Genomic DNA, 12,256 nt, shown 5'->3' on the forward strand with positions numbered 1-12,256 from the left:
TGGCGACTGATCGTGACTGCAACCGAAGTGGCGAGTGCGATGCCATGCTGTGGGAGGGACTTCAGTCCCGACGCGACAACTGAAGGGCGTCGGGGCTGAAGCCCCTCCCACAATGCAGTCGCAATGCATTGCGCGAGTGCTTGGCACCGTGCCGGAGGAAGCGTCGGCGTAACGCGGGGCAGCCCATGACCGCGATCAAAGCAACAAGTGCACTGCCCTAATGTGGGAGGGACTTCAGTCCCGACGCGACCAACTGAAGGGTGCAGGGGGCTGAAGCCCATCCCACACAAGATTGGCGAATCGCGGCACGACAATGTTGCAAGTGCAAAGACAGAACATCGCCGTCGGGCCGCGCTCGCCGCGTTGCGCTCTGCACGCGCCGTCGCCGCGACGAATCACCCAAGCGCGCGTCCACCTGCGTCCGCGATCTCGCCGCCTACGGCAGCGCCACGCGTCGCGCCACCGCGTCCTGCAACGCTTCGAGAAACTCTGGCGCCAGCGGCAGCTTGCCAAACCAGCCGTGCTGGGTGCCGCTGAGCACGCGCAGCATGTGTCCGCGGCCCCCCGGCATGCGCCCGGCCGGCAACATGCCCACATCGCGCAGCCGCGCCACCACGTCGCGCTCGGACTGGAACAGCGGGGTCAGCCAGCGGCTCCAGAACTGGTACACCGCCACGTGCGCCTGGCGCTGCGCCTGGTAGCGCGCCAATGCCGCGTCGATGTCCGGCGCGGTGCGCAGGCTCTCACTCAATGCCCAGGCATCCATCAGCGCCATGTTGACGCCCTGCCCCAGTTGCGGGCTCATCGCATGCGCCGCGTCGCCGGCCAGCACCAGGCGGCCGCGGTACCAGTGCCGCTGCACCGCATCGCGGTAGCTGGCCCGCGCCAGTTGCGCAGGTGCGTCGATCTGCGCCAGGCGTTCGCGCGCCTGCGGCCACAACTGCGCGATCTCCTCCAGCCACGGCTGCACACCGCGCGCCTGCCAGGCATCGAACTCGGCGGTCGGCAGGCTCCAGAAGAAACTCACCCGGGGCTCGGCATCGCCTGGGCGGGTGCCCACCGGCAGCAGGCCGATCATCTTGCGCGCGGCCACGTAGCGCTGGCGCAGTTCGTCGGGGAAGGCCCAGTCGCCGCGCGGCAGCAGGCACCACAGCGCGCCCCACGGATACATCCGGTCCAGCCGCGTCGCCTGCACCTGCGCGCGCAGCGCCGAGGCCGAGCCGTCGCAGGCGATCACCAGGTCGAACGGCCCGTGCCAGCGGCCGTGCTGGTCCTGCACCCGGCGCAGCGTGTCGTCGATGGCGACGATGCGCGTATCGCGCTGCAGCGTGGCGTAGCCGTCCCAGGCCTGCGCCAGCAGGGCGAACAAGGCGCCGCGCTGCATGCCCAGCCCGAACAGGCGCGCCTCCAGGTCGTGGTAGCGCATGTCCATCACCGCGCGCCCGCACGGGGTCTCGCCGTACAGGCGGTGCACCGGCGCGCCGTAGGCCAGGGCCTGCTCGAGCAGGCCGATCCGCCACAGCACCTGCAGGCCGGTCGGCTGCAGCAGGAAACCGGCGCCGACCGGCCCGGGCTCGGCGGCGCGCTCGAACACCTGCACGCGGTGCCCGTCGCGCGCCAGCAGCAGCGCCAGTGCCTGGCCTGCGGTGCCATACCCCACGATCCCGATCTGCAATCCTTGCGTCATTGCCCGCACCGCCTGCCGACGCCGACACCACGGCGTCTCCCATAAAAAACCCCGCCGAAGCGGGGTTCAAGGCACAACCGAGTCAACGCGCGCGCTTACTCGACCGGCGTGATATTCGAGGCTTGCGCGCCCTTCGGACCCTGGGTCACGTCGTAGCTGACACGCTGTCCTTCCTGCAGGCTGCGGAAGCCCTTGGAGTTGATCGCGGAGAAGTGCGCGAACACATCGGCGCTACCGTCTTCCGGAGAAATAAAACCAAATCCCTTGGCGTCGTTGAACCACTTGACGGTACCGTTCGGCATGGTGATGCGAGACCTTTTGCAGTGAATGGGTGGTGGTTGTGCGGCAGCCGCACCGGCGGAGTATGCAAAGCTTGCGCAACGAAGACAATCACCCGCGCGCCAGTTCCCCCACCAGCTCCGGCAGCCCGACCGAGGCCGCCTCGACATTGGCCAGCACCTCGGCCAGGGTGATTTCCTCGGCGTCGCCGCAGCCGGCCGCCCAGTTCGCCACGATCGCCAGGCAGGCGTAGTCCAGGCCCAGCTCGCGCGCCAACCCGGCTTCGGGCATGCCGGTCATGCCGACCAGGTCGCAACCGTCGCGGCGCAGCCGCGCGATCTCGGCGATGGTTTCCAGGCGCGGCCCCTGCGTGGCGGCGTAGCAGCCACCGTCCACAAGCGCGGTGCCGGTGACGCGCGCGGCGGCGAGGATCTTGCTGCGCAGCAGCGGCGAATACGGATGACCGAAATCCACGTGCAGCACCTCGCTGCCCGGCTCTTCGCACAGGGTGGAGATGCGCCCCCAGGTGTAGTCGATCAACTGGTCCGGGCAGGCCAGCACGCGCGGGCCGAAGCGCTCGGTGATGCCGCCCACCGTGTTCAACGCGAGCACGCGCGTGGCGCCGATCTGCTGCAGTGCAGCAAGATTGGCGCGATAGTTGATCTTGTGCGGCGGCAGCGAATGGCCTTCGCCGTGGCGGGCCAGGAAGGCGACGCGGTGGCCGAGCAGCGTGCCGACCCGCACCGGGCCGGAAGGCGCGCCGTAGCGCGTCTCGACCTCGTGGGTCTGCACGTCGTCCAACTGTGCGAGCTTGTAGACGCCGGTGCCGCCGATGACGGCCAGTGCGATGTTGTCCATGCGGATCCTCGAACGAAAGGGAACGCCTGCGCCGGCGACGCGCGCCGGCAGCGGGAAACTTCAGCGACGGAGGCGAGGCTGGCTCGCCTGCCCCGCTACTCCTTCATCGCGTAGATCGCCGGCAGGTTGCGCAGGGCCTCGTTGACGTCCATGCCGAAGCCGAACACGTAGCGGTCCGGCACTTCGACGCCGACGTAGTCGGCGCTGACCCCGGGCACGCAGCGGTCGTGGCGCTTGACCGTCAGCGCGGCGATGCGCACGTCGGTGGCGCCCTGCTCCAGGCACCACTCGCGCACCGCCTTCAGGGTCAGGCCTTCGTCGAGGATGTCGTCGAGCAACAGCACGCGGCGACCGTACAGCGCGGTGGCCGGGCGGTGCTTCCACACCAGTTCGCCGCCGACGGTCTCGCCGCGGTAGCGGGTGGCGTGCAGGTAGTCCAGCTGCAGGTCCTGGCCGCGGCTGCCCAGTTCCAGCGCCAGCTGGCCGGCGAACGGCAGCGCGCCGTGCATGATGGTCAGGTAGACCGGGGTTTCGCCGCGGTAGTCGGCGGCGATGGCGTCGGCCATTTGGGCGATGGCCTGGTCGATGCGGGTGCGATCGACCAGCAGGTCGGCCTGGGCCAGGGCCTGGGCGATGGTGAGAGTGGACATCAGGCGGTTTTTCCGAAGGTGGAGAGCAGATGGGATTGGGTGTGGCCATAGCGGGCGTCGGCCAGCAGGCCGTCCCAGCCAAGGCCGCCGCGGCCGATCAGGCCGAGCAGCGCGGCGGTGTTGAGCGGGCGATCGCGCACGGCCTGCAGCGAGTCTTCGACCAGTTCCGGGTGGCAGACCAGGACCACGTCGCAGCCGGCGTCCAGGTGCGCAGTGACCCGCGCGGCGACGGCGCCAGCGGCGAACGAGGCGGCCATGCCGATGTCGTCGGAGAACACCACGCCACGGAAGCCCAGCTCCTGGCGCAGGATCTGCCGGATCCAGCGCGGCGAGTAGCCGGCCGGTTCCGGCGCCACCTGCGGGTAGACCACGTGCGCCATCATCACCGCATCGGCGCCGGCGGCGATGCCGGCGGCGAACGGCACCAGGTCTTCCTGGCGCAGGGTCTCCAGCGGCCGCGGGTCCTCGGCGTTGTCGACGTGGGTGTCCTCGAGCACGGTGCCGTGGCCGGGGAAATGCTTGAGAGTGGCGCCCATGCCCACGCTGTGCATGCCGCGCACGTAGGCCGCGGCGAAGGCCGCGACCACCTGCGGATCGTCGCTGAAGGCGCGGTCGCCGATGGCGCGGTTGCCGCGGGCCAGATCCAGCACCGGGGCGAAGCTCAGGTCGATGCCGCTGGCGCGGATCTCGCTGGCCATCAGCCAGGCGTGCTGCTCGGCCATCTCCAGCGCCGCGGCCGGATCGCGCGCGTACAGCGCGCCGAAATCCTGCAGCGGCGGCAATGCGCTGTAGCCCTCGCGGAAGCGCTGCACGCGCCCGCCTTCCTGGTCCACGCAGAGCAGCAGCGGCCGCGGCGTAGCGGCGCGGATCGCCGCACTCAACTCGGTCACCTGCGCGCGCGAGGCGAAATTGCGTTTGAACAGGACCACGCCGGCCACCGCATCGTGCTGCAGCCAGTCGCGCTCCTGCGCGGTGAGTTCGGTACCGGCAACGCCGATCGCGAGCATGCGGGGGATTCCTCCTGCCGGCGCGGTTCAGGCGCCTGTGGGTCGGCATTGTCGCAGATGCCGGCGTCGGCGGCAGGTCGCGCCCCTGCCAGCTGACACGTCTCGGTAATGAACGCGGACGGAGCGGTGGCGCGCGCAGCGATGCGCGGCGCAACCAACGCCGGGCCGCACAGCAGATCGCATGATCCGCGCCCGGCAGGCGAACCTCGCGGCCGGCAGCCTGGTCGGCGTGGCCGGAATGGGCGCGCGGAATGCAGGGGGACGCCCCGGCGCGCCAGCATCGTGCCTGACAGGACGTCTGCGCACACCGCGGGCAGTCTCTTTACGGCCCCGAGACGACGGTCTGGCGGGCGACCTGCCGCGCGCGGATCGAAACGTGCCGCGCGCGCGTTCCTAGACCGCGCACCCCTCCGGACCGCAATCGCGGCCCGCCTGGGCGTCGGCCAGCAAACCGCGCACGGTGGCCACGAACACCTCCGGCGGCTGCGCGCCCTGCAGCGCCTGGCGGCCATCGATGACGTAGGTGGGTACCGCGCGGATGCCCATGGCCTGCGCCTGCTGCAGTTCCGCCTCGATCTCGTCCAGTCCCTCGTCGCCGGCCAGCAGCGCCTGCACCCGCGCCGCCGACAACCCACCGGCGGCGCCGGCATCGCACAGCGTCTGCACCTCGGCCAGGTTGCGGCCCTCGGCGAAGTGCGCATGGAACAGCGCCTCGGCGACCGCGTCGACGTCGCCCTCGCGCGCGGCCAGCCACAGCAGCCGGTGTGCGGGCAGCGTGGTCACCCGCACCTGGCCGCGACCGAAGTCGAACGGCAGGCCTTCGGCGCGCGCGGTGGCCTGGGTCTGCGCCAGGATCTGCTCGGTGCGCGCCGCACCGCCGAACTTGGCCGCATAGGCCTCGCGCAACGGCACCGGCTCGGTGCCGGCGTCCGGATCCAGCTGATACGGATGCCAGTGGATCTCCAGCGCCGGCGCATCCGCGCCGAGCGACGCAAGACCTTGCTGCAACCGGCGCTTGCCGATCCAGCACCAGGGACAGACCACGTCGGACCAGATATCGATGCGCATGAGCGGGGATTCGGGATTCGGGATTCGGGATTCGGGACTGGCAAAAGCATAAGCCCGATTGCCGCGAGAAGCGGGGATTCGGGATTCGGGATTGGGGATTCGCAAAAGCGGGCCGCGTGCGGCGTTTGGCTTTACGCTTTTGCCAATCCCGAATCCCCACTCCCCAATCCCTGCCATTCGCAGAATGGACAGTTCGCCAGCGCCACGTTGTAGTACCGCGGATCGTCGGTGACTTCGGCGCCGAGCCAGTCCGGCGTGGCGAACGCCTCGTCGGCGCTGTCCAGCTCGATCTCGGCGACCACCAGCCCGGCGTTGTCGCCGAGGAACTCGTCCACTTCCCAGAGATGGCCCTGGTACTGCACGAGATGCCGGCGCTTGTCGATCAGCCCGCCCACGCACAGCGCCAGCAGCGCGCGCGCATCGTCCGGCGGGATCGGATACTCGAACTCCTGGCGGGTATGCCCGAGCTCGCGCGACTTGAGGTTGAGGAACGCGGCCTCGCCCTGCACCCGCACCCGCACCGACGCCTTCTGCGCCCCGCTGGCCAGCGCCGCCTGGTCGTTGAGATAGCCCTGCGCCATCGGAATCACCGCGTGCGCCGCCGCGCGCCAGCCGTCGCCGATGACGAGGAATTTGCGTTCGATTTCGATGGCCATGGGAATCGGGAATGGGGAAAGGAGAAAGCTTAAACCGCGCGCGCAGCCGCTGTGACGAATCCCTAATCCCGATTCCCCATTCCTGGCTTTTCGAACACCGCAATGCTCTCCACATGCGCGGTATGCGGAAACATGTCCATCGCGCCGGCGGCCTTGAGCACGAAGCCCTGTTCGTTGACCAAGTAGCCGGCGTCGCGCGCCAGCGAGCCGGGATGGCAGCTGACGTAGACGATGCGCTGGAACTGTTTCAGCGGCAGTTGCTGCAGCACCTCCAGCGCGCCGGAGCGCGGCGGGTCCAGCAGCAGCTTGTCGAAGCCCTGGCGCATCCACGGCGCCTGGCGCTGGTCCTGGGTCAGATCGGCGGCGAAGAACTGGGCATTGTCCAGGCCGTTGCGCTGCGCGTTGTCCCGCGCGCGCGCCACCAGCCCGGCGTCGCCTTCCACGCCGACCACCTCGCGCACGGTGCGCGCCAGCGGCAGGGTGAAGTTGCCCAGGCCGCAGAACAGGTCCAGCACGCGGTCGTCGGGTTGCGCGTCGAGCAGCGCCAGCGCGTGCGCGATCATCTTCTCGTTGAGCGCGGCGTTGACCTGGATGAAGTCCAGCGGCCGGAACGCCAGTTCCACGTCCCATTGCGGCAGCCGGAACGACAGCGGCACGGCTTGCGGATACAGCGGGTGCACGCTGTCCACACCGCCGGGCTGCAGGAAGATGGCGAAGTCGTGCTCCTGGGCGAAGGCAATCAGCGCATCCTGGTCGCGCGCGCTCAGCGGCTGCATGTGGCGGAAGGTCAACGCCACCGCGGCGTCGCCGGCGATGAACTCGATCTGCGGGATGTCGCGCTTGCCGTCCAGGCTTTCGACCAGCTCGGCCAGCGCGGTCACCTTGAAGCCGATCTGCGGGATCACCGTGTGGCAGACCGACAGGTCGGCGACGAAACGCGGATCCTGCTCGCGGAACCCGACCAGGGTCTTGTCCTTCTTTTCCACCCGCCTAACCGAGAAGCGGCCCTTGCGCCGATAGCCCCAGGGCGCGCCGGTCAGCGCCGGCAGCACCGCCTGCGGGGTCACGTGGCCGATGCGCTCCAGGTTCTCGGTCAGCACCCGCTGTTTGGCGACGATCTGCTGGTCCTCGGCCAGGTGCTGCAGCACGCAGCCGGCGCAGACCCCGAAATGCGGGCAGCGCGGCGTCACCCGCTGCGGCGAGGCCTGCAGCACCTGCACGGTGCGCGCCTCGTCGAAGTGGCGGTTGCGCGCGGTCGGTTCGGCCAGGACGGTCTCGCCGGGCAGCGCGCCGGCGACGAAGGCGACCTTGTCGCCCTCGCGGCGGGCCACGCCGCGGCCGTCGTGGCTGAGGTCGGCGATGTCGGTCTGGAAGGGCGTGCGGTCGAGACGGTTTCTGGATCGGGCCACGTGGCAACAGGCTGCGGGCGGAAAAGGGCGGCTATTGTCGCAGATGGGCCGGGCCGGGACCGGCTTGCGATTGCCGCGCCGGCGAGGCAAAGTGGCGCACGCACGCGCGCCACCGCGCGGGATGCGACCACGCCGCATGGAGGCATCAGCATGGCATCGAACCAGGACCCGGTAACGCGACTGCTGCTCGTCGAAGACGACCCGATCAGCCGCGCTTTCTTCGACGCGACGCTGCAGGCGCTGCCGGCCCAGGTGGACCTGGCCGACTCCGTCGCCAGCGCCGTCGCCCGCGCGCAGGCGCAGGCGCACGACCTGTGGCTGATCGACGCCAACCTGCCCGACGGCAGCGGCAGCGATTTGCTGTGCCAGTTGCAGCGGCAACGCCCCGGCACCCTGGGGCTGGCGCATACCGCCGACACCAGCGCCACGGTCCGCGCGCAGTTGCTCGACGCCGGGTTCGCCGACGTGCTGCTGAAACCGCTCAGCACCGAACGGCTGCTGCAATCGGTGCGCCGGCTGCTCGCGCGCGGCCGCCTCGGCGGCACCGCCGGGACCGCCGAACCGACCCTGGACTGGGACGAGACCACCGCGCTGGCCGCGCTCAACGGCGAGCGCGCGCACTTGATCGCATTGCGCGAACTGTTCCTGGCCGAGCTGCCCGGCACCCGCGATGCGGTGGCCTCGGCCCTGCAACTCAGCGACGACCAGGCCGTGCGCAGCCACCTGCACCGGCTGCAGGCCAGCTGCGGCTTCGTCGGCGCCGCCCGCCTGGCGCGGGCCGTGCGCCAGTTGCATGGCGACCCGGCCTCTTCGCAGGCCCGCCACCAGTTCAGCGAGGCGGTGGCGGCGTTGTTGCACTGAAGGCCGGGATTGGGGATTGGAGATTGGGGATGGCTCCCCGTCACTTCCCACGCGTCGGCGTGCGGCGCCATCTGCCGCAACCCGTGCTTCTCGAGCGTTTCCCTGGCGGTCCCGGCTGATAGCCGCCCTTCACCGTGCGGTCACGATCCGGTCTCGCGACGGTGACGACAACGACGGCGTCCGCATGGCGCGCGCCACACAGCGAAACTTGCAAATAAGATTCGTTCTCGAATAAATTAACGCCCCGACGACATCTGCGGACCAGCCATCGCCCCGTCCGTTCACTACACGCAACAGGGGCCTTCTCATGTTTCAGACATCATTCCACCGGCCAGCGCCGGCCATGGGCGTGCTCGCCCGCGCGCTGCTGGCCGCTCTCGTGGCCGCCGCGTCCACCTCGGCCAGCGCCCAGGACACCGCCAGTGACGGCACCCGCGATGCCGGGTCATCGGCCGAGGCCACGCAACTGGACACGGTCATGGTCAAAGGCCAGCGGCTCAGCCTGGACCTGCAGCAGGATGCGGCGGTCGGCGCGCTGGGCACGTCGCGCCTGCTGGATACGCCGTTCTCGGTGAGCCTGATCGAAGAACCCGAGATCGCGCGGCGCCAGGCCACCACGCTGGGGCAGATCTTCATCAACGATCCATCGGTGTTCGCGGCCGAGCCGCCGGCCACCACCAATTGGTGGGGCACGCAGATCCGCGGCATCGGCGTGCGCAATTTCTACGTGGACGGCGTGCCCATGCTGATGGAATGGGGCGGCGAGTTCCCGCTGGAAGCGGTGCAATCGGTGCAGGCGCTGAAGGGCCTGGGCGGCTTCATGTACGGCTTCGGCGCACCGGGCGGCATCGTCAGCTACCAGACCAAGCGCCCCACCGACACGCCACTGCTGGCCACCACGGTTGGCTACCGCAACGACAACGTGTTCTCGGCGCAGGTGGATGCGGGCGGCCGTGCCAACGGCGCCGACTCTTTCGGCTACCGCCTCAACGCCGGCATCGAACGCGGCGACGCGTACAACGGCGCGGGCATCGACCGCAAGACGATCGCTCTTGCGGTCGAGCAACCGATCGTCGAGGGCCTGACCTGGCATGCCGAACTGGTGCACGAGCGCAACACGCTCGAGCACGAGCCGCTGTATTTCTATTGGGACGCCTACCAGGGCACCCGCCTGCCCCGCCCCACCAGCGACTACGACAAGATCCGCGTCGACGGGGCCTACTACGAGACCGCCCTGCTGCACGCGACCACCGGCCTGAACTGGCGCATCGACGAGCGCTGGAGTGCGGCACTGAGCCTGGGCGGCAGCCGCCGCCGGCACACGTCGCACAAGATGTTCGCCAATCTGCTGAACGAAGCGGGCGACTACGCCGGTTTCGCCTACGACTTCGGTGCGGTGCTGCGCAACAGCGTGGTGCAGTTGCTGGTCAACGGCCGCGTCGACACCGGTCCGGTGACGCACGCGTTGGTGTTCGGTGCCTCGGTGCAGCGCAGTTGGGACCAGTGGAGCAAGGCGTTCTACTGGAGCAACGACTTCGACGGCAACCTGTATCGCCCGCAGTCCTTCCACCCCACCCGCCGACCGGACTACAGCCTGGCGCCGGTCAGCGCGGACCTGCGCCAGAAGGCGGTGTTCGTCAGCGACACCCTGCAGTTCGGCGACCACTGGCGCGCCATCCTCGGCGCGCGCCACGTGGATTACCAGCAACGCGATCTGGATGGCGACGCGTCGGTGGACAGCGGCTACCGCACCTCGGTGACGACCCCGACCGTGGCGCTGATCTACAAGCCCGTCGACGACGTGTCGCTCTACGCCAGCTACGTGGAGGCGCTGGAGCCCGGCAGCCGCGTCGGCACCGATGCGCTGCCCGCCTATGCCAACGCCGGCAGCGTGCTGGCGCCGACGGTGAGCAAGCAGTACGAACTGGGCGCCAAGCTGCAGAGCGGGCGCTTCGCGCTGACCACCGCCGCGTTCCGCATCGAGCGCGGCGCGCAGATCGACGCCTACCGCGACGGCCTGCGCTACCTGACCCAGGACGGCCTGACCCTGTATCGCGGGCTGGAAGTGATCGGTAGCGTCGGCGTGACCGAGGATCTGGAAGTGGGCGTCGGCGGACTGTGGATGGACCCGCGGCTGGAGGATCTGTCGCCGGACAACGCGGCCCTGCGCGGCAACCGCCCGGCCGGCGCCGCACGCCGGCAACTGCTGGCCAATGCCACCTGGCGCGTGCCGGGCGTGCGCGGCCTGAGCCTGCACGGCAACGTGCGCTACTCCGGCGATGCCTACTACGAGGATCAGAATCGCGTGCTCATCCCCGGGCATACCGTCGCCGCGGCCGGCTTCCAGTACGCCACCACGCTGGGCGGCTACGACGCATTGCTGACCGGCAACATCAACAACCTGTTCGATCGCACCTACTGGAACCAGCACACGCTGGGCGAGGCACGCAATGCGGCGCTGAGCCTGCGGATCGATTGGCGCTGAGTGCGCCTGCCGCTGCCGTGGCCCCGCGTGGCGACGGCGACGGCGGCGACGGGCGGCGGCGCGGAGGTCTGTGGTCGTGACGGAAGCGACCGCAGGCGCGGCTTGAGCTGCGAAGGCGTTACCAGGAAAACCCGTCGCCGCTGAGCCCGCAAGAACGGACAAGAACCGCTTCTACGGAGCAAGCCGCATCCGGTTGGGCGTGTGACGAACGCAGCTCACTCGGGTGTCCGCGTGGCGGCAGCGCTCGCGCCGTCGATCCGCCGCACTCACGACGCCGCGGAAGGCGGCGACCGCGGCGGCGCTTCGGGTGTGGATGTCGACATCGGATCGCGCTGCGCATCCAGCTCGGCGTCCGGCTCCGGCGTCGCCGCGGGCGCTGCCGACGCCGGCATTGCGGCGACGCCGGGTGCATCCGATGGCGGCGGATCGTCCTGCGGCGGTTCGGGATCGGCGACCGCCGGCGCGATGCCCGCGGCGCTGGCACTACGCTGCCGCGCCAGGTCCTCGACCATTTCCCAGGATTTCAGGCCGCGCCCGCCGAGGTGGTGCAGCAGCACCACACGCATGCCGCGGCGCAGGCCGGGCAGATCGTCGGCAGCCGGTTCGGTATCGTCGGCCAGTGCCAGCAGGGCGCGCCCGGTCGCCATGCCGCTGCGCTGATCGTGGCCGCGGTCGCTCAGCAGCCGGCGTGGCCCGTGCTCGGCGTCGAGCACGTAGCGCGCGGCCGGGTCGATCGGGTCGCCGTCGCCGTCGTGGCGCAGGTCGAATCCCACGCCCAGCGCCTCCAGCAGGTCGCGCTCGAAGCAGCGCAGCGACCAGGCCAGCGGCGCTTCGGCGGCCAGCCGCGCGCGCACCCGCGCGTACGCCAGATACAGGTCCGGCGCCGGATCGTCGCGCGGCGCCAGACGCAGCGTCAGTTCGTTGATGTAGAAGCCGGCCAGCATCGCCTCGCCGCTCAGCCGCGGCGCCGCATCCATCGCCTCGGCCTCGCGCAGTTGCGCCAGTTCGCCGCGGCGCTGCGCGCTGAAGCGGATCGACTGCAGCGGCTGCAGTGCCGCGCGCAAGGCCTGCTTCTTCGGCCCGTGCACGCCGCGCGCCAGCACGCCGAGCCGGCCGTGATGCACGCTCAGCACCTCCACCAGCAGGCTGGTCTCGCGCCAGGGCCGGGCGTGCAGGACGAAACCGGGTTCGTGCTCGATCAAGGCTGCAGGGGCTGGGAATGGGGAGTGGGGAATAGGGAATGGAACAGCATGCCGTCCCTGGCCGCATCATCGTCCAACGAACGGAAGGAGCCAG

Annotated in this window: 10 protein-coding genes and 1 pseudogene; 2 read left to right on the forward strand and 9 right to left on the reverse strand. The window is 70.1% G+C overall.

The window, feature by feature from the left end; all coding sequences use genetic code 11:
- Nucleotides 1–436: 436 nt before the first annotated feature.
- From SLW56_RS02145 to rlmD, 8 genes are all read right to left on the reverse strand, one after another.
- Nucleotides 437–1,687: an NAD(P)/FAD-dependent oxidoreductase gene (locus SLW56_RS02145; RefSeq protein WP_043090379.1), complete on the reverse strand. Its 1,251-nt coding sequence runs from the start codon at nucleotides 1,685–1,687 to the stop codon at nucleotides 437–439.
- Nucleotides 1,688–1,782: 95 nt separating this feature from the next.
- On the reverse strand, nucleotides 1,783–1,989 hold the full coding sequence (locus SLW56_RS02150; RefSeq protein ID WP_003488188.1) for a cold-shock protein: 207 nt from the start codon (nucleotides 1,987–1,989) through the stop codon (nucleotides 1,783–1,785).
- Nucleotides 1,990–2,077: 88 nt separating this feature from the next.
- Entirely contained in the window at nucleotides 2,078–2,830 is a 753-nt protein-coding gene (locus SLW56_RS02155) for an S-methyl-5'-thioinosine phosphorylase (RefSeq protein WP_087943469.1), read from the reverse strand.
- 89 nt (nucleotides 2,831–2,919) lie between these two features.
- Nucleotides 2,920–3,474 (reverse strand): hypoxanthine-guanine phosphoribosyltransferase, encoded by a 555-nt coding sequence (locus tag SLW56_RS02160; protein ID WP_017917414.1) that lies wholly within the window; start codon nucleotides 3,472–3,474, stop codon nucleotides 2,920–2,922.
- Complete coding sequence (gene nagZ / locus SLW56_RS02165; protein WP_267099088.1) at nucleotides 3,474–4,481, reverse strand: beta-N-acetylhexosaminidase; 1,008 nt, start codon at nucleotides 4,479–4,481, stop codon at nucleotides 3,474–3,476. Before nagZ ends, SLW56_RS02160 begins: the two co-directional genes overlap by 1 nt.
- Nucleotides 4,482–4,874: 393 nt before the next feature.
- Complete coding sequence (locus SLW56_RS02170; protein ID WP_152181256.1) at nucleotides 4,875–5,549, reverse strand: DsbA family oxidoreductase; 675 nt, start codon at nucleotides 5,547–5,549, stop codon at nucleotides 4,875–4,877.
- Between the two features lie 131 nt (nucleotides 5,550–5,680).
- Nucleotides 5,681–6,205 (reverse strand): CYTH domain-containing protein, encoded by a 525-nt coding sequence (locus tag SLW56_RS02175; RefSeq protein WP_284467600.1) that lies wholly within the window; start codon nucleotides 6,203–6,205, stop codon nucleotides 5,681–5,683.
- Nucleotides 6,206–6,267: 62 nt separating this feature from the next.
- The gene (rlmD, locus tag SLW56_RS02180) at nucleotides 6,268–7,614 is read right to left on the reverse strand and encodes a 23S rRNA (uracil(1939)-C(5))-methyltransferase RlmD (protein WP_152181254.1); all 1,347 of its coding nucleotides are present in this window, start codon (nucleotides 7,612–7,614) and stop codon (nucleotides 6,268–6,270) included.
- Between the two features lie 144 nt (nucleotides 7,615–7,758).
- On the opposite strand from rlmD, the gene SLW56_RS02185 reads away from it, so the two are divergent.
- Entirely contained in the window at nucleotides 7,759–8,475 is a 717-nt protein-coding gene (locus SLW56_RS02185; RefSeq protein ID WP_208602435.1) for a response regulator, read from the forward strand.
- A 307-nt stretch (nucleotides 8,476–8,782) separates the two neighbouring features.
- Nucleotides 8,783–10,960 carry a TonB-dependent siderophore receptor gene (locus SLW56_RS02190; RefSeq protein ID WP_295908453.1) on the forward strand — a complete coding sequence of 726 codons (2,178 nt, stop codon included), beginning with the start codon at nucleotides 8,783–8,785 and terminating at the stop codon, nucleotides 10,958–10,960.
- Nucleotides 10,961–11,445: 485 nt separating this feature from the next.
- Here the strand turns inward: SLW56_RS02190 and recO are convergent.
- Nucleotides 11,446–12,162 (reverse strand): annotated as a pseudogene (gene recO / locus SLW56_RS02195) (DNA repair protein RecO); the annotation flags it as partial.
- Between the last annotated feature and the right edge of the window lie 94 nt (nucleotides 12,163–12,256).

It is taken from the genome of Xanthomonas sp. LF07-6 (assembly GCF_034105445.1).
GTDB classification, from domain to species: domain Bacteria; phylum Pseudomonadota; class Gammaproteobacteria; order Xanthomonadales; family Xanthomonadaceae; genus Xanthomonas_A; species Xanthomonas_A sontii.